The organism is Mucilaginibacter aquariorum (assembly GCF_024498135.1).
In the GTDB taxonomy this organism is placed as follows: Bacteria; Bacteroidota; Bacteroidia; order Sphingobacteriales; family Sphingobacteriaceae; genus Mucilaginibacter; species Mucilaginibacter aquariorum.
Genome location: NZ_JANHOH010000007.1, coordinates 1 through 18107 on the forward strand (window position 1 = coordinate 1; position 18107 = coordinate 18107).

General features: G+C 41.8%; 14 protein-coding genes. 8 read left to right on the forward strand and 6 right to left on the reverse strand.

Going from position 1 to position 18107, the window contains the following annotated elements:
- Both NPE20_RS19970 and ffh read right to left on the reverse strand, forming a co-directional pair.
- The coding region (locus NPE20_RS19970; protein ID WP_256540661.1) for a helix-turn-helix domain-containing protein at positions 1-175 on the reverse strand (175 nt) is incomplete at its 3' end.
- A gap of 100 nt (positions 176-275) precedes the next feature.
- Positions 276-1604, reverse strand: coding sequence for a signal recognition particle protein (gene ffh / locus NPE20_RS19975; RefSeq protein ID WP_256540470.1), 1329 nt, complete (start codon positions 1602-1604; stop codon positions 276-278).
- Between the two features lie 173 nt (positions 1605-1777).
- Between ffh and NPE20_RS19980 the strand changes: the two genes are divergently transcribed.
- A complete protein-coding gene (locus NPE20_RS19980) occupies positions 1778-4228 on the forward strand; it encodes a DUF5916 domain-containing protein (protein WP_256540471.1) in 2451 nt (816 codons plus the stop codon).
- A 3-nt stretch (positions 4229-4231) separates the two neighbouring features.
- On the opposite strand, the gene NPE20_RS19985 is transcribed toward NPE20_RS19980, so the two are convergent.
- Positions 4232-5020, reverse strand: a complete 789-nt coding sequence (locus NPE20_RS19985; protein ID WP_256540472.1) for a LytR/AlgR family response regulator transcription factor — start codon at positions 5018-5020, stop codon at positions 4232-4234.
- 275 nt (positions 5021-5295) lie between these two features.
- On the opposite strand from NPE20_RS19985, the gene NPE20_RS19990 reads away from it, so the two are divergent.
- From NPE20_RS19990 to NPE20_RS20015, 6 genes are all read left to right on the forward strand, one after another.
- The gene (locus tag NPE20_RS19990) at positions 5296-6870 is read left to right on the forward strand and encodes a M1 family metallopeptidase (RefSeq protein WP_256540473.1); all 1575 of its coding nucleotides are present in this window, start codon (positions 5296-5298) and stop codon (positions 6868-6870) included.
- A gap of 250 nt (positions 6871-7120) precedes the next feature.
- Positions 7121-7498, forward strand: a complete 378-nt coding sequence (locus NPE20_RS19995) for a hypothetical protein (protein WP_256540474.1) — start codon at positions 7121-7123, stop codon at positions 7496-7498.
- 181 nt (positions 7499-7679) lie between these two features.
- Positions 7680-8159 (forward strand): SecDF P1 head subdomain-containing protein, encoded by a 480-nt coding sequence (locus NPE20_RS20000; protein WP_256540475.1) that lies wholly within the window; start codon positions 7680-7682, stop codon positions 8157-8159.
- Between the two features lie 199 nt (positions 8160-8358).
- Positions 8359-9900: a YifB family Mg chelatase-like AAA ATPase gene (locus tag NPE20_RS20005; RefSeq protein ID WP_256540476.1), complete on the forward strand. Its 1542-nt coding sequence runs from the start codon at positions 8359-8361 to the stop codon at positions 9898-9900.
- On the forward strand, positions 9900-10322 hold the full coding sequence (locus NPE20_RS20010; RefSeq protein WP_256540477.1) for a hypothetical protein: 423 nt from the start codon (positions 9900-9902) through the stop codon (positions 10320-10322). The genes NPE20_RS20005 and NPE20_RS20010 overlap by 1 nt, the downstream gene beginning before the upstream one ends.
- A 144-nt stretch (positions 10323-10466) precedes the next feature.
- Positions 10467-10841, forward strand: a complete 375-nt coding sequence (locus NPE20_RS20015; protein WP_256540478.1) for a response regulator — start codon at positions 10467-10469, stop codon at positions 10839-10841.
- A 67-nt stretch (positions 10842-10908) separates the two neighbouring features.
- Here the strand turns inward: NPE20_RS20015 and NPE20_RS20020 are convergent, their stop codons facing one another.
- Both NPE20_RS20020 and NPE20_RS20025 read right to left on the reverse strand, forming a co-directional pair.
- Complete coding sequence (locus tag NPE20_RS20020; protein ID WP_256540479.1) at positions 10909-13887, reverse strand: outer membrane beta-barrel protein; 2979 nt, start codon at positions 13885-13887, stop codon at positions 10909-10911.
- Positions 13888-14113: 226 nt separating this feature from the next.
- Positions 14114-14857 (reverse strand): collagen-like domain-containing protein, encoded by a 744-nt coding sequence (locus NPE20_RS20025; RefSeq protein WP_256540480.1) that lies wholly within the window; start codon positions 14855-14857, stop codon positions 14114-14116.
- Between the two features lie 203 nt (positions 14858-15060).
- On the opposite strand from NPE20_RS20025, the gene NPE20_RS20030 reads away from it, so the two are divergent.
- Positions 15061-15333, forward strand: coding sequence for a hypothetical protein (locus tag NPE20_RS20030; protein ID WP_256540481.1), 273 nt, complete (start codon positions 15061-15063; stop codon positions 15331-15333).
- A 92-nt stretch (positions 15334-15425) separates the two neighbouring features.
- Here NPE20_RS20030 and NPE20_RS20035 read toward each other — a convergent pair whose 3' ends face one another.
- Positions 15426-18038, reverse strand: coding sequence for a zinc-dependent metalloprotease (locus NPE20_RS20035; protein WP_256540482.1), 2613 nt, complete (start codon positions 18036-18038; stop codon positions 15426-15428).
- Between the last annotated feature and the right edge of the window lie 69 nt (positions 18039-18107).

Sequence of the window (18107 nt, forward strand, 5' to 3'; positions counted from 1 at the left end):
TACCATGTTTTCTTAACCAAACCAATACTGTACTTCTTCCCTGGATCCCATAATGGCGTTGGGCTTTTTTGTAACTGAGCTCGCCTTTTTCTACTTGCTGAACAACCTGCAATTTAAAGGCAAGACTGTAATCGCGCTGACTGCGCCTTGTGATACTGTTTTCCTGTTTTTTCATATTAAGTCAACTTAGCTGTCAACTTATTTCAGGACGGGACAACAATAAAACAAAAGCCCCGATATTATACCGGGGCTTTTTGCTTTATTTATTATGGTGATTACATCTTCGGCATCCGGCGCATCATATTGGCCATGGCTGCGGGGTTGCTCATTTGTTTCATCACCTTACGCATATCGTCAAACTGTTTCATCAGGCGGTTAACCTCCTGCAGGTCTGTGCCTGAACCTTTGGCAATGCGATTACGGCGGCTTGGGTTGATCAGGTCGGGGTTTTCTTTCTCCTTTGGTGTCATAGAGTTAATAATAGCTTCGATGCCCTTAAAAGAGTCGTCACTAACCTCTACGTCCTTCATCATTTTACCAACACCCGGTATCATGCCCATCAGATCTTTCATGTTACCCATTTTTTTGATCTGTTGTATCTGGCTGTAAAAATCGTTAAAGTCGAATTTGTTCTTGCGGATCTTGCGTTGCAGCTCGGCAGCTTCCTTTTCGTCGAACTGCTGTTGTGCACGCTCAACCAACGAAACCACGTCGCCCATACCCAAAATACGCGATGCCATACGATCTGGGTGGAAAACGTCAAGCGCTTCCATCTTTTCGCCGGTACCAATGAATTTTATCGGCTTGTTAACAACCGACTTAATAGATAACGCAGCACCACCACGGGTATCACCATCCAGCTTGGTTAAAACAACACCGGTAAAGTCAAGGCGATCATTAAACACTTTGGCGGTGTTCACAGCATCCTGGCCTGTCATGGAGTCAACCACAAATAAGATCTCGTGTGGGTTAACGGCGGCTTTAACCTGCTCAATCTCAACCATCATGGCTTCGTCAATAGCTAAACGGCCGGCGGTATCTATAATAACCACGTTATGGCCATTCTGCTTAGCTAATGCGATACCCTCGCGGGCAATAGCAACCGGATCTTTCGATTCCAGGTTAGCATAAACCGGAACGCCAATTTGCTCGCCTAAAACCTGTAATTGGGTAATAGCCGCGGGGCGATAAATATCATCGGCAACCAATAATGGTTTTTTGCCTTTTTGTGTTTTTAGGTAGTTGGCCAGTTTACCGGTAAAAGTTGTTTTACCCGCACCGTTCAAACCTGCTATTAAGATGATGGTTGGCGATGCTTTTAGTTCCAGCTCGGCAGTGGTACCGCCCATAAGCTCGGTAAGCTCATCGTTCATTAGCTTAGTTAAAAGCTGGCCCGGCGATATCGAGGTTAATACGTTTTCGCCCAATGCCTTTTGCCTTACATCATCTGTAAAGGTTTTGGCTGTTTTATAGTTAACGTCGGCATCCAGGAGCGCTTTGCGTATCTCCTTCATGGTTTCGGCCACGTTTATTTCTGTAATTGATCCCTGACCCTTCAGTACTTTAAAGGCCCTGTCGAGTTTATCCGATAAATTTTCAAACATTATTAATTCCTAATTTTTGAGGACACAAAGTTAAGATTTTGAAGCATAACCAGTTCCTATTAAATAAAAATCAATTATAAGCATAGTTTACACTCCTTAACTAACATTTAACAAAATATCCTGTAACGTTTAGTCATCTCAATGCATCTTATGAAAACTATTAACCACCCTAAATGAAGGTCTTTTTACTTGCCATATTGTTTTCTGCTATAACGTTAAATGCCTTTTCCCAAAAAACAAAAAAAACGTTAGTTGCTATCAAAACCGAAACGCCGCCAAAAATGGATGGTGTTTTGGATGACGCCGTATGGCAAAATGTACCCATAGCTACTGATTTTGTTGAATTGCAGCCCAACGCCGGAAACCATGAGAAACAGGAGACCCGTACCGAGGTAAAGATCATTTATGATAATACGGCTATTTATGTAGGGGCGCGTATGTATGAAAAAGACCCAACTAAAATAGCACGTGAATTTGCAACAAGAGACCAGGTAGGGAATGCCGATTTTATTGGGATAATTTTCGATACCTATAAAGATGGCATCAATGGCTCCGGCTTTTTTGTTACTTCAACAAATGGACAATTTGATGCCAAATACGCACCTAATCCCAACGGAAATACGGAGGATGAAACCTGGAATGCGGTATGGACAAGCAAGGTAAACATTGACAGCCTTGGCTGGACATGCGAAATGAAGATCCCTTACTCGGCCCTGCGCTTTGCTAAAAAAGATGTGCAAACCTGGGGCATGAACCTGATACGTAAACGCCAGAATTTACAGCAGCAACTTTTTTGGAACGAGTTAGACCCTAAAATGACCGGCCTTATGAATCAGGAAGGGATATTAACAGGGCTGGAAAAAATTGTGCCGCCGGTGCGTTTGGCTTTCTACCCCTATTTTTCTACCTACTTAAACCATTATCCATACAACACCCCTGGACTGGCTAACACAACAACATCTGTAAACGGTGGTATGGATGTTAAATATGGCATTAACGAAAGCTTTACCCTCGACCTTACCCTGATTCCCGATTTTGGACAGGTACAGTCTGATAACAGAATATTAAACCTTACCCCCTTTGAAGTAAAATATAACGAGAACCGCTCTTTTTTCACCGAGGGAACAGAGTTATTCAATAAAGGCAACCTGTTTTATTCGCGCAGGGTTGGCGGGCAGCCGCTGCATTACAATGATATAACGCTGAATGATCATGAAGCTATTATCAGCAACCCAACGGAAACTAAGCTGATAAACGCGGTAAAGCTATCCGGCAGGTTATCCAATGGTTTGGGTATCGGTGTATTTAATGGATTAACCAACACTGCCTATGCAACAATAGAAGACTCTACTACGGGCAATCGCCGGGTAGTGCAAACCAGTCCGGTTACCAATTATAATATCATTGTGCTGGATCAAAACCTAAAAAATAATTCGGCCGTAACATTTATCAACACCAATGTTAACCGTTTTGGTAAAGATTATTCTGCCGATGTAGGCGGCGTTGTTTTTAATTTGAATAACAAAAAGAACACCTATAACCTGGCAGGTTATGGCTTAATGAGCAATAAGTTTTATAAAGGCGAGCAAACCGTAACAGGCTATAATTATGAAGTAGTTTTTGGTAAGGTAGCTGGTAATTTTACCTGGAATGTATCGCAGGACAGGGTTGACAGTAAATACGACCCTAATGATCTGGGGATATTGTTCAACAACAACTTTTTAGATCATAACCTAAACCTGCAATACGCCAACTACAAGCCCAAGCACCTGTTTACTCAATGGAACGTTTGGACAAATACTTACTCATCTTACAGGGTATCGCCGTCTGCTTACCAATACTTTAACCAAAACTTTGGCGCTAACGGCAGCTTTAAAAACTTTTGGCAGGTAAATATTAATGGCCATTACAGGGTAGAAGGGAATGATTTTTATGAGCCGCGTGTTGCCGGGCGGGTTTTTAAAGCCCCTCAAAATTTTGTGCTCAACTGGAATTTAAGTACTAACCGAGCTAAAACGCTATCGGGTGGGTTCTGGTATTCAGACCAATGGATGGCTAACGGGCACGGCGGGCATGGCAACGATCTGGAACTTTTTTATAATGTGCGCCTCAGTAATAAATTCTCTTTCGGGCAGGATGTAACTATTAGTCCGCGGATAAATTATACCGGCTTTGCAACATTTGATGATAGCGGGGCCGATGTTTTTGCTTTACGAAATGTGCACACGGTTGATAATATTTTCACCCTTAAATACACCTTTAGCAGTATAATGGGGTTAAACCTGCGCTTAAGGCATTATTGGAGCAAGGTGAACAATAAAGAGTTTTTTAGCCTGGGGCAGGACGGGTATCTGACAAGTTTAACTTCGAACGATTTTAACCATAACATAGATCAGAATGCCAATATCTGGAATGTGGATATGATATATGTTTGGCAGTTTTCGCCCGGTAGCGAGCTAAGCCTGGCCTGGAAAAATTCGACTTATACCAACACAAACATTGCTACACAAAGCTATTTACGTAACCTTAACGATACCGTGAACCAGCCGCAAAACAATAACTTTTCGTTAAAGGTGCTGTATTATATCGATTTTCAAAGTTTGAGGAAGCATCATAAAGGGTAAAAATTAAAACCCTTCCAGTCGATCCTGAAAATTCCTGCCAACTGGGATAGCTACCTGCCCGTTCAACAATACCCTGCTGCGCTCAACCGCGGCTATCTTGCTTTTGGCAATAATGTATGATTTATGCACCCGCAGAAAAGCGCCAGCGGGTAAAATGCCTTCAATATGTTTTAGCGATCCTTTGGTGATAACCTTATCTGCATTGGTGTAAATGATAGAATAATCTTTAAGCGCTTGTATGTAAATGATATCGGCAATACAAACTTTTATGGTTTTAACCCCCGACTTTAGATAGAGGTGCTCGGGCATTTCAGGTTTTATTTCAACCGCATCTGCCGCAGTCGCTATTTCTTTTTTATGCCGATACCAGTCAAGGCTTATTTTAAAGCTCACGGTTATCAGCAAATACCAGGCAGAACTTACCGTATTATAAGGGAGCGAATACCAAAAGTTTCCGTAGCGGATATCGCCAATTATAAAACCAAACAGGAACACATCATAGGCGCTTTGCAAGCCCACGTATAAAGCAAGCGACAAAATTAGCAGTACCCCAAAAAGCCAATACCGCTCTTTATTCAAAAACCGGGGAATAAGTACATACAGGTTCAAATAAGCCAGCGCCATTATCAACAGCAGCCTTACACTTACACAGGCAAAAAGGTGTGGTAATCCAATTTTGTGTAACAGGTAACGGCGTTCATACAAAAACAGCAGGGTTATCAGTACCCAAAAGCATACCTGCGGCAGGGCGGTTTGCCATTTATTGTTTCTTATGTGGGTTGCCTGTTGCATTGCTGATGTAAAAATAAAGTATTAAAGGTTAATAAGTACCAGGGTATATTGCTGTTTGTCTATTAAACTTAGTGTTGGTCTACTAAATGTTTTTTTACGATAAAAACCGGCCATAGCTAACCTCGCTCAGGGTTACGGGCTGGGAGGTGTTGTGGAAATAATTAAAGTAACCAGCACGCTCCTTATGTTGCTTATTGCAGGCGGGGGGAGGTTTACGTCGAAAGAAATACTAAGCAGGCAGGTAGCCTAAATAGAATTTTTTTGTAATATTACCTATGCGTAAAAACCTATACCTGCTGCTTTTTGCACCGCTTGTTTTTAGTTTAACTGTTAAAGCCCAGCAACCAGGCGCAACTATTGATGTGCAGCACTACCGCTTTGCCATTACCTTAAATGATGCAGACAATGTGATAAAAGGACAGGCAACTATTACGGCCAAATTTTTAAAAGCGGCAAGCAATTTTGAATTGGACCTGGCTAAAAAGAACAGCGAAGGCAAAGGCATGTTGGTAACCGCCTTAAAAGAAAATGGCAAGGCACTGAAGTTTACACAGGATAGCGATAAGGTTATTATCAATACAAATGCAATTGCAGGTTCCATGCATAGTTATATTATTACTTATCAGGGAATCCCTACAGATGGGCTTATTATATCTACCAACCAATATAAGCACCGTACATTTTTTGGCGATAATTGGGCTAACCGTGCCCGCAACTGGTTACCATGCGTTGATCACCCTGCTGATAAGGCATCAGTAGAGTTTTTAGTGACCGCCCCCGCCCGATATAAAGTTGTTGCAAATGGGTTAAAGGTTTTAGAAAAACCCCTGCCGGGCAATAAGAAACTTACCCACTGGAGCGAAACCGCTAAACTGCCTACGAAAGTTATGGTAATTGGTGTTGCCGATTTTGCGGTGTCTAGTCCGGGCAGTCCGGGAGGCACGCCGGTGTACACCTATGTATTCCCCGAGGATAAAGAAGTGGGCTTTAAAAGCTATGCCGTAGCGACTAAGATATTGCCATGGTTTGTAAAAAAGATCGGTCCGTTCGCTTATAAGAAGCTGGCTAATGTGCAGTCTAAAACTATTTTCGGGGGGATGGAAAACGCAGGAGCCATATTCTATTATGAAAAATCGGTAAATGATAAAGGCATTGAGGCGTTAATGGCGCACGAAATTGCTCATCAGTGGTTTGGCGATGCCATTAGCGAGAAATCATGGGAACACGTATGGCTAAGTGAAGGTTTTGCCACCTACATGGCTAACTTGTACCTGGAGGGCACCTACGGCGCAGATACTTTAAAAACTCGCCTGGCCGCCGATAGAGAAGTGGTTTTCAGTTTTGAAAAGAAGTACCTGGCCCCGGTAGTTGATTCTACATTTAAAGGGACAATGATAAGTATGCTAAATGCCAATGCCTACCAAAAAGGTGGTTGGGTATTGCATATGCTGCGCCGTAAAATTGGCGATGAAGCATTTTGGAGAGGTGTTGCTAATTATTATAAACAATACAACGGCGGCAACGCCAACACGGATGACCTGTGTGTAGTAATGGAAAAAGCCAGCGGGGCAAACCTGAAACAGTTCTTCGCTCAATGGCTGCGAACAGCGGGGCACCCGCAATTAAAAATAACCTGGGATTATAACGTCGCTGGCAAAACAGTTGCCATACACATAAACCAATTACAGGAAAAACCTTATCAGTTTTCGCTGGAGTGCTCGGTAGATGGAAAGCTGTACAAGTGGGACGTTAAAGCTTTAGCTACAACGTTTAGTGTCCCGGCAGCATCGGCAAAACCAGAGATAAAAATAGACCCAAATGTTAACTTACTGGCAACGTTTGCGGAATAAACGGGGTGATTAAACCTTTGTAATGGTGTGCAGTCAAATTAGAAAAGTACTACATTTGGTAATTCAGGGACAACCGCAAAGTGTAATTTAGTTCCGATAATTTTGTTTTTACCTATATATAATTTTGATAATTAAAATAATTCAAAACAATATATCTTTTTAAAATGTTTTTTGTATAATTGAACCATACAATAACCCGAATATAACTATTGTATAATTAACCCAATCTGTTCACTTAATTATTAACACCATGACAAAAGCTTATCAATCCATTTATGTAATGTTTTACAGGTGGAGCTTCAAAAATTTCGGTCAGGGCAAACTGCCTCAGTTTAAATCGTTGTTTAACGTGAGCTTTTTATTGGTTGTCGTGTTAACAAATGCCATGCTGCTTACAAAGCTGATGGTTAAGGCACAATGGCTAAAACTTGATATGGCGGCGTATGTGGCTATTTTGTTTGGTGCAGTATTTTTCTTGTTGATAAACCACTTTATCCTGTTAAATAACCGCATGTTTAAACAATTGAACAGTCGCCTGGCCACTATAAGCGTACATAATAAAAATCTTTTTTCGGTAGTGCTGTTGGTAAATGTATTATTTGCCTGCGGCCTTTGCTTTATCAGATAAACAATATCATGCAGAACAAAAAACCCGCGCCATAATAGCGCGGGTTTTTTGTTGGTAGTAGCTGTAATTCACTACATCGCCACATCAAATTTTTTGGCAACGTTATGCATGTAGGCTGGGTCTTTCCCTAACATTTTTACTGACCGTTGCCGATTTTTTAAAATACCTAAAATCTAGTACTATGTTCAAATCACTTGCTTTAATATTGGCAATTTTATGGGTGCCATTAAAGTACAACACCAAACACACTATAGCGTCAAATGCTAAACCTGTTTTAAAAACGGGCTGGTATTATGTTGCAGATAAAAAGAATAACTATCAAAGGCAACAGTTAAATAATAAAGAAAGCTATTTCATCAACCCCCGGCTTATCATTCCTGTTAACAATTTTAAAACGTTAGAGATAAGAGACGCTCTAGAGCCGGGCGCATCCGAGATATTTATACAATTCAACGAACGGGGTACAAACGCATTTCGGATGGCTACGGGGAATTCCATAAACAAGAGATTGGCATTTATAATAGATGATAAACTAATTTACACAGCCATTGTGAACGCGCAGATAAGTTCGGGGTTGGCAGTTATAAACGGATACTCAAAAACCGAATTGGAGAAATTTGCTACTCAGATTAAATCAGAAAATAATTCTGCCGGCAAATAAACCCTCATAATTATCCCGGTGCTGCTGCGTACTGTGTGCAGCACCAGAATTGCATTAGGGATTGAAGCGGATACCGGCCTTGCGCCTAATGCCCGTGCTGTATGAGCGTAAGCCCGGGCCGAAGGTAATGCCCAACTATATTTAACAATTCCTCCCCTCAAATAAATTCTATATCTTTCGCATAACAAAAACCTATCATGTGTTAGTTAAGACCTTTGGAAGTGCGGTTTATGGTATAGAGGCTATTACCATTACAGTTGAAGTGAATATAAGCGGAGGCAAACTGGCTTATTTTATTGTTGGTCTGCCGGATAATGCTGTACGCGAATCTATGCAGCGGGTAGAAACGGCTCTGCAAACAAACGGTTACCGTATGCCAAGGCAGCGTATTGTAGTAAATATGGCGCCGGCAGATATCCGTAAAGAGGGTTCTGCATATGATTTAACAATTGCCGTTGCGATACTTTCAGCATCAGGACAGATCCAATCTGAGGACTTAGAGAAATACCTTATCATGGGCGAACTATCGCTTGACGGTGGCCTGCAGCCCATTAAAGGCGCGTTACCTATTGCTATACAGGCGCGTAAAGAAGGTTATAAAGGATTCATCCTGCCCAAACAAAACGCTCGCGAAGCCGCTATTGTTGATAATCTGGAAGTTTATGGCGTAGAGAACATTAAACAGGTTTCCGATTTCTTTAATGGCGATACCGCCCTGGAGCCGGAAGTAGTAAATACCCGCGATGAGTTCTTTAACAGCCTTACCGCTTATGATAGCGACTTTAGTGAGGTGCGCGGACAGGAAAATATTAAACGCGCTTTAGAGATAGCCGCAGCAGGCGGGCATAATGTGATATTAATAGGCCCGCCGGGAGCTGGTAAAACCATGCTGGCCCGCAGGTTGCCCTCCATATTGCCCCCATTGAGTTTGTATGAATCGTTAGAGACTACCAAGATCCATTCGGTAGCAGGAAAGTTATCTGCCGCAGATGCGCTGGTTACTACAAGGCCGTTTAGGTCGCCGCACCATACTATTAGCGATGTTGCTTTGGTTGGCGGCGGCAGTAACCCACAACCAGGCGAGATCTCGCTGGCGCATAACGGCGTTTTGTTTTTAGATGAATTGCCCGAATTTAAGCGCAGCGCCCTTGAAGTAATGCGCCAACCGCTTGAAGAACGTAAGGTTACTATATCTCGTGCTAAGTTTACGGTTGATTACCCCAGTAGCTTTATGCTTATTGCCAGCATGAACCCCTGCCCTTGCGGTTATTATAACCACCCCGAAAAGGAATGTATTTGCCCGCCGGGCACAGTGCAAAAATATTTAAGTAAAATATCGGGGCCGCTGTTGGATCGGATAGACCTGCATGTGGAAGTTACGCCGGTTAACTTTAATGAGCTGTCATCTGAACGATTGGCCGAAAAAAGTGAGTTTATCCGAGACAGGGTAATAAAAGCCCGTGAAATACAAATAGAACGTTTTGGAGAACGGCCAGATTTGCACGCCAATGCGCAGATGAGCCCGCAAATGGTAAGAGATGTTTGTAAAATAACTGCCGCCGGCCAGGCGCTGTTAAAAAAGGCGATGGAAAAGCTGGGCCTATCCGCCCGTGCCTACGACCGGATCCTGAAAGTTGCCCGCACCATTGCCGATCTTGCAGGTAGCGAGGAGATCATGTTAGAGCATTTGGCCGAAGCCATACATTTCAGAAGTTTGGATAGAGAAGGCTGGGCGGGCTAATGGAAAAGGATCGGAACATAGCGGGCGCTTTCAAACTTAAGGTTAAAATTTACTTCACCAACTGGATAAACGTATTGGGTATCATAATAGGCACCTATGTGTTTTTGGTAGTTACTGAATTATTTAAAACGGGTATTTCGGCGCTACCACAAATGCTTATAATGGCGATGGTTGCAATTGTATTATACGGCGGTATTTTCTTTACCGGGTTCTTAATAAGTATGCTAATATTAGACCTGATACTGATGAACGATAACACAAAACATCTGAGGTTAAAACTTATTGTTGAATGGGGATTAATTAGTGTGCCATTTGTATACTGGTTGTTAGAATATTCGGAATGGATATTTTTAGTTGCAGTTATATTTTTCTTTATTATGCAGTTTATAAGAGAGAAAAGGATTCTAAAAATATTGGCGTAAAACTAATTTGCCAATTGCCGGTTTTAACACTGCACCATTAATTACAAAAAAACACGATAGAAGGCTAACGGCTTCATTATACCCTTAATTAAAAAATTTGCTTTTTTTAAAACTTATTTATAGCTTCACCCTCCTACATTACCCATGAACGATAAAACAAAAAAGATCATCATATTTGATGATGATGAGGACATTCTGTCTATCTGTAGCTATATTTTAGAAGAACAAGGCTGGGAGGTTCACACCTTTACCGACTGTAATGATATTACCGAAAAAGTTGCCGGGATATCTCCTGATGTGATACTCATGGATAATTGGATACCCGATGCCGGGGGCATTATCGCAACACAAACCCTTAAAAAAGAAGAAGCTTTAAAAAACATTCCTGTGGTATATTTTTCGGCTAATAGTGATATACAATTACTTGCCGACCATGCCGGTGCCGAATCTTATCTTGCCAAGCCTTTTGATCTGGAAGAGCTGGAACGGGTTATTAACGCCGTACTTATCCATAACTAAAAAAACATTATTATGCATAAAAAAACCCATTTGCAATTTGCAGATGGGTTTTTTGTTTTATATCTATTTAAAATGCGCCGCCACCCGGAGGGTTGCCGCCACCGCCGCCGGGTGGCCTGTCTCCACGGCTGCCGCCATCTCTCATACCCCTTTCAGGATTTGATGCCGGGGCTTTGCCCGAGAATTTTTGCAGTCGGAAAGTAAAGCTTAATAAATAATAACGGCCAAGCCTGTTCACATTACTTTGTGTTACAATACTTCCATTAGGTACTGTTGTATAGCCGGTATTTTCATTGAATATATCGTATGCGGCCAAACGTAATGTACCCCTGTGGTCTTTAAGGAACCTGCGCTCTAAGTAAGCGTTGAAAATATTGGGGTTTTTAATACCGATACTTTTATCATATCCGTAGTTTAATGTTTTAGTGTAATCATAGCTTAAGGTCCAGTCCTTCCAAACATAATTTTTACCATTTACGCCCAAATCAACCGAACGGGTATTTGTGTTTTGGTTGAAAACTCCTGTATTTAGAGAGTTGTTGATTTTATTTAATGTAAGCCTCGAAAATAATTCGGCGTCAATAACATCGGTAATGTTAACTCTAAAACGAAGTTGAGGCGCAACGCTAAATGTCTTTGCTATGTTTTTATCAGAGCTGATCACTGCATTAAGTGAATCTAACTGTTGGGTAAAACCAATGTTGTTGGTATAGTTTACCTGACCACCAAAAATCATCGTGTATTTACGGTTGCTCCATGGTTTCGAATATAGAAGATTAGCTCCAGCAGTATAATAACCATCGGTATTTAAATACTGAATAAGGTTGGAGCCCTGGAGTTTTGCTAAAGTTGGGTTGGCAGCTAATGTTGCCGCGGTAAATTTAGCCGGATAGTACACTATATTTTGAGCAATTTTATGATCTGTTTTCGTATAGTTTAAGCCTATCAGGAAAATATTACCCGTTTGAAAACTAAACATATTATACCGCAACGATAGGTTGTTAGTAAACTCGGGCCTTAAATTAGGGTTACCCTGTACCGGGTATAAAGCATTGGTAAGATCTATTACCGGCTGCAATTGGTTAAATGCCGGCTGATTGCTGCTTCCGTTATAGTTAAAACGTAGGGCCTGGCTGCGGCTAAAGTTATAATTGAAGCTTGCTGCAGGTATTATATTAAATGTAGATATGCTTGTAGCAGCCCCTGTTTTTAAGTTAACACCATCAAGTGTTGCAGGTTGCCCGCCCAGCCCCAATGTTAGGTTATATTTACTTTCAACCACGCGATAGTTAAGGCCGAACCGGTTAGTGGTAAATGTATAATTATAGTTATTGCTTAAAAGATCGTAGTAATGGTACCTATCCGGATTGGTGGTGTAAAGTGTATCTGTTTCTATATTACTTGCTGTATAGTTGTGATTAAATGCATAGTTAAGCTCCAAGAACGATTTTTTTCCTAAAGGCTCCTGGTAAGAAAAGTTTAGCCCATAAGTGTTAGTACGGCTATCGGTATAAACAACTTGGTTTTCAGGCGATGAACGCAGCACACTACCAGTATCAGGATAGTCATAAATTGGATTATCAAATTGGGTTATCTTGCTGATATTTGCGTTAAAGCCAATATTTAAATTACGCCTGCTGCCTTTAAAACGGTGATTAAAAAAGCCACTAACGCCATAATTTGGGGAGGTAGAGTTACTTACCGAAGTTGATGAATAAGCCTGGAATGGTCTACCATCCCTGGTTGACGATACATTATCAACACTATTAACATCGCTGCCTGTATACGTAAATGTTGGTGTTACTTTTAAGTAATTAAGGGTGTCTGGTTTCCACTCCAGGTTGAAGTTAAACCTGTGGTTAGTTGGAGAACTTGTTTCCTGGCTTGATTGGTTACTTGTACTTTGAATTGCAGAGGTATTGGTTTGCAATATAGTAGAATTTGTAAACGTAGAGTTACGGCTAAAGCTATAGCTACCATACACTGATAATGCCTTACCCCACTGATCCCTAAAATTTAATCCAATTGATTTTGCATTGGTGATACCATTTGCATTGGTTGTTGACCCGCTTGAACCACCGCGCAAAGCGTTTCCACGGCCGCCACCGCCACCTCCGCCGCCAAAACCACCACCTCCTGCGGCGCCGCCCGTTGGGGTGCCGTAGCTAAATGTATTAACGTTGGTGTTATTTAGGTTACCTAAAACAGAAATCTGCTGGTCGCCTTTAAATTTAAAAAAGTTTACAAGGCCTATATAACGGTTATCGTTCTTAACATCAACATCCTCTTGTTTGGGTAACCAATCGCGGCCATCGCCGGCTGTTGCCTGGCCAAAGTAACCGTAATTTTTATCCTTGCGGACGGTAAAGTTTAAAATTTTGTTGGGCTCGCCGGTTTTTATGCCGGTAAGGTTTGCCTGGTCGCCGTAATCGTCAACTATCTGTACACTTTCTATCACATCGGCAGGTAGGTTTTTAGTTGCACTTTGTACATCGCCGCCAAAAAAATCCTTACCGTTTACACGCACCTTGGTAATTTGCTTGCCTTGCGATGATACATTACCGTCTTTATCAACATCAACGCCGGGTATCTTTTTCAGCACGTCTTCAATAGGGGCATTCTCGCGCACTTTATATGCCGAAACGCTGTATTGTACAGTATCATCACCTTTAAATACTACAGGGTTAACGCCCACTATATTAACCGCCCCTAATTGTTTAGTTGCCGATTTTAAGATTATTGGATCAAGCACAATAGCCTTATTATCTGCTGGCAGCGCATAGCGCCGGGTAAGCCCCTGATAGCCGATAGAGCTTATGAGCAATGTTATTTTGGTGCCTCTTACTGCCGGGAAAGAAAATTTACCATCAACATCTGCAATAGTAGTGGTGCTGTCGCCAAGTTCATTACGTAACTTTATGTTACTGCCCGGGAGCGATAGCTTGGTCGAATCTACGATACTGCCACTTATTTGCCTGGCTGCCTGCGCATTTGACTTTGTGATATTTAAGCAAACAAGTGCTAATATTAAATAGAGGTATTTCATAATTTTTTTAAAACATAGGGGGTGTTACCGGCTCCCTGCTTAAGACACATTTATTGTGCAAATGTTCACTTTATTAGTTTTAAATATTTAATAATCATAGCATTGTTACATATTTTAATAAGCAAATAATAGGATTGTTACACTACAACACAAAAGCCCCGCATAGCGAGGCTTTTGTACAAACTTTAAAAAATGCTGTATACATTTATGTACAGCTATAATAACATTAGTTTAACCTGAAAGTAGAAGCTACCTGGTTAAAATTTCTCACGTTTAATCCCGGGTGTGTAAATGATAGGGTAGTAATTGAAGTGCCTTTTATTACCACAACCCTAAAATCTAAGCCGCCGGCTGTAAAATTAGCTTTGACATCTACATAACCAACACCAAAATTTGATACGCTAAGCGCGCGATCGTTTTCGCTGTATGGCAGGGCATAATAAGCATTACCAGAGCCGGTTACCCTAAAGTAAACAAGCACCAGCCCCTGATCAACAACATCTTGAGTAATTGCAGGAATAGAAAGCCTGGTTAAGCCAGTTAATGTCACACTTTTATTCAACAGCAGGAAATTTTGAACATTGGCATTGCCATCCTGGCCATCCTGGCCGTTTTGGCCTGGGGCGCCGTTTTGTCCGGCTGGGCCTTGTGGTCCCTGTGGGCCGGCCGGGCCTGTAGCGCCTGTTTGACCGGTTGCTCCTGCCGGGCCTTGTGGGCCTGTTGCTCCGGCTGCTCCTGTAGCGCCTTGTGGACCGGCTGGGCCTATAGCACCCGTAGCTCCCGCTGGGCCTGCCGGGCCTGTAGCTCCTGTTGCACCCTGTGGGCCGGCAGCTCCTGTAGCGCCCGTAGCACCGGTAACTCCTTTTTGGCCTTGTACCCCTTGTGGGCCGGGAGTTGTGGATTTTTTACACGCGCCCATACTTAAAAGGCTAAGTGCTACAGCAGTTAAAAAAAGTCTGTTTTTTTTCATATAAAGTTTATAAGTGATAGTGTCTTGTACGGAGTTATTAACATTTGGTTTCATAATTAATTAATGTGGAAATTTTTTAATTTAAAATGCCGCATAAAATGATATGGATATCCACAAACGCTATCCACTTTTGTTTAAAACTTTATTTTGTCTGCGAAACCTTTATTGCATTTTTTTCGTTACACATTAAAAACATTTAACCTATGGATAATTTTAGAGGGTCTTTGCACGCAAAAGTGCATAAGTGGATGGATGCTATTGGCTTTAGGCTCAATGCATCGCAAACGAGTGGAAAAAGTAAAGTAACCACTAACCATTATTTTTTTGAAACCTTTAACTTTTTTGAAAAATGGAAAGATAATGATCCGGCAAAAGCAAAGTTTCTTTGTTTTGATACCTATGGTGAAAAGGTGAGCGTTAAAACATTATTAGACTTGCAAGCCGCTTTTTTTGAAAATATTAGTCAGTTAAAATAATATCGCTGTCCGTAATCTGCGGCCCTCTAAAAGTGATATAATTGAAAAGCCCCCGTAGTTAGCGGGGGCTTTTATTTTGATAGGCTTGTTTCTTATTTTGTTTGTGGCCAGCAACCGTTATCCGCTTGTGTAACATCTTCACTTAAACGGCCCGGGGTGCCAGCTGCAATACTAACAATAGGGCGGGTTGGATATAATGCTTCCTTAATGCGCAAACGCAGATCGGCATAATGTGCTGATATTAAAGCGTCGCCACCTTTTGGCAGGCTTGTGCTTATTTTAGCTAATTCGGCACGCACCATCGGCCTTATATCTGATAAAGCAATGTTAATTGGCGTTAGCCCAATGCTGGCCAGCTGTGCTGATGTTGCACCCGGGAAGCTCCTGCTTGCATCTTCGTTTAACAGGCTTTTTAAGTTATCAATATAACCACGCTGTAAATTGCGTTTGTATTCATCAGGTGCGCTGTTTACAAATATGCCCGAACGCAGGTCATTAAACATATCTGCAACCGTATAGGCCTTAACCCCATTTTTTGATTGATTATCAAACATACGGGCCATACGCGATGCATTAAGCACGTTGGCAACGGCATTTACCTGTAAGGCTTTAATACGGCCAATAATAACACCGTTATCAAACTTGCTTAATTCCTGGTTATTTATAAGCCAGGTTGGTGTGGTAAATACCTGTTGGTTCAAAAATACAAGCGCGTCGTGTTGCAGGTTTTTGTTAACAAAGCCATAAACAGGGCCGCTTTGGTCGTAGGTTTTAAAGTTCTCGTTCATGCCGCCAACGTTCATAGTAACGTGGCCTATGTAACGGTTAAACTGGCCTATAACCTCGTTATACAAGGTTTGCACATCATCATAGTCTTCGCCCTTCTGAAAAGTCCATTTTTCGATGTTTGGTAATATTCTTTTCAGGTTGGCAATACCATATGTACTTGCCTTCATAGCGTTATCGCCCAAGTCCTCGTTTTGTAAACGCGGGTCAATAGAAGTACCCTGCCTGCCATAATAGTAAAGCGGGTTGCCGGCTCTTTCTTTTGTCCAAACATCCAATACTTCTTTTTCCTGATTTGGTGTTTTCTTGCCCGGGAAATAACTGTAGCCCCATTTTACAGCCCAAAGATCATACTCGCCAATTTGTGGGTAAAGGTGGGTTACACCATCGCCCGGCTGTGCTATGTAATTAAAGCGGGCGTAATCCATAATAGACGGCGCTGTACCATGTTTATCAGTAAATGATTTTGAACGTAATGAATCTACCGGGTAAGCGTAGCTTGAACCAAAGTTATGCGGCAGGCCCAATGTGTGGCCAATCTCATGTGATGACACAAAACGGATCAATTCGCCCATTTGCGCATCGGTAAATTTAGCAGCGCGAACGCCTGGATTAACGGCAGCCGTTTGTATAAAAAACCAGTTGCGTAAAAGGCTCATCACGTTATGGTACCAGCCAACATGGCTTTCTAATATTTCGCCACTGCGTGGGTCTGATATATGCGGGCCATAGGCGTTCTGTACATCAGATGCAAAGTATCTTATAACGCTGTAACGTGCATCTTCGGTACTAAACTCAGGGTCTTGCTTTTTGGTTGGCGCTTCTTTGCCTGCAATAGCATTTTTAAAACCGGCCGCTTCAAAAGCTTTATTCCAATCATTTATCCCTGCAATTAAATAAGGCACCCATTTTTTTGGTGTAGCTGGGTCTATGTAATAAACAATTTGTTTTTTGGGTTCAACCAGTTCGCCACGTGCATAAGCGGCTTCATCTTTTGGTTCCAGTTTCCAGCGGTGGATATATGCGGTGGCTTCTGCCTTTTGAGCATCGGTACCATAGTCAGTTTGCCTTTGACCGAAAAAGCCTACGCGATCGTCATTCAAACGCGCTTTCATTGGCGTTTTTGGCAACAGCAGCATAGAGGTGTTTAACTCAAAAGTTAAGGCCGCATTGCTGTTATCGGTTGGCGATTCTGCCGCGCGGTATGTTTTTAACGTATGTACTTCGATATTAATAGGGAAGCTCTTTACGGTATCTATGTATGACCTTGTGTTGTCAACACCGCTTATTTTATAAAGCTTTTTGATGTTATCAGGCAAACCTATTGCGGCAATATCACCATTGTATAAATCGGTAACATCAATTAAAACGCCGGTAGTGTCTTTGTTGTATGCTTTTACATCGAATGAAGCCAGTACAGCGTCAAGATTTGAGTTTTTAACCGACTGATACATGTCACTTGTGCTATCGGCCCTTACCGAGTAGCTTGGTACGCGAACAAAAACTTGTTTATCGTGGCGTTCCCATTTCCAAACCTGGTTGTTAACTTCTTCGCCGCCATATTGCTGGCCAAAAGATTTTAAGCCCGTTGGTGTTTTTACAAAACGGGTAACTACCAACATTTCCCGACTGACAAGGCTATCCGGTATTTCAAAATAGTATTTGCCATCAACCTTGTAAGTGTTAAAAAGCCCGGTATCAGCCTTAATTTTTCCAATAAGATCGCTGAATTTTTTAATGCCCTCTTTTTTACCTGTACCAATTGTGGCCGTGGCAGATGAGCCGCCCGGTGTGGCTGTAGTTTTTAGCGTAACAATGCGGTCTGCCGCTTGTTTTTTTGTGGCGCAAGAACTTGCAATGGTTGCTAAACCCAAAATTGCAACGCCCAGGTATGTATTAACCCGTAAAGATCTGTTCATTGTTTGTTTAAAAAAATTAGTTAGGGATAAAAATATAGAAAAATATTAGTAGAATACTAACGCAACAAG

Coding starts and splice junctions, on each gene's coding strand:
- ffh (WP_256540470.1), bottom strand. CDS start 1,604: ATGTTTGAAAATTTATCGGATAAACTCGACAGGGCCTTTAAAGTACTG.
- NPE20_RS19980 (WP_256540471.1), top strand. CDS start 1,778: ATGAAGGTCTTTTTACTTGCCATATTGTTTTCTGCTATAACGTTAAAT.
- NPE20_RS19985 (WP_256540472.1), bottom strand. CDS start 5,020: ATGCAACAGGCAACCCACATAAGAAACAATAAATGGCAAACCGCCCTG.
- NPE20_RS19990 (WP_256540473.1), top strand. CDS start 5,296: ATGCGTAAAAACCTATACCTGCTGCTTTTTGCACCGCTTGTTTTTAGT.
- NPE20_RS19995 (WP_256540474.1), top strand. CDS start 7,121: ATGACAAAAGCTTATCAATCCATTTATGTAATGTTTTACAGGTGGAGC.
- NPE20_RS20000 (WP_256540475.1), top strand. CDS start 7,680: ATGTTCAAATCACTTGCTTTAATATTGGCAATTTTATGGGTGCCATTA.
- NPE20_RS20010 (WP_256540477.1), top strand. CDS start 9,900: ATGGAAAAGGATCGGAACATAGCGGGCGCTTTCAAACTTAAGGTTAAA.
- NPE20_RS20015 (WP_256540478.1), top strand. CDS start 10,467: ATGAACGATAAAACAAAAAAGATCATCATATTTGATGATGATGAGGAC.
- NPE20_RS20020 (WP_256540479.1), bottom strand. CDS start 13,887: ATGAAATACCTCTATTTAATATTAGCACTTGTTTGCTTAAATATCACA.
- NPE20_RS20025 (WP_256540480.1), bottom strand. CDS start 14,857: ATGAAAAAAAACAGACTTTTTTTAACTGCTGTAGCACTTAGCCTTTTA.
- NPE20_RS20030 (WP_256540481.1), top strand. CDS start 15,061: ATGGATAATTTTAGAGGGTCTTTGCACGCAAAAGTGCATAAGTGGATG.
- NPE20_RS20035 (WP_256540482.1), bottom strand. CDS start 18,038: ATGAACAGATCTTTACGGGTTAATACATACCTGGGCGTTGCAATTTTG.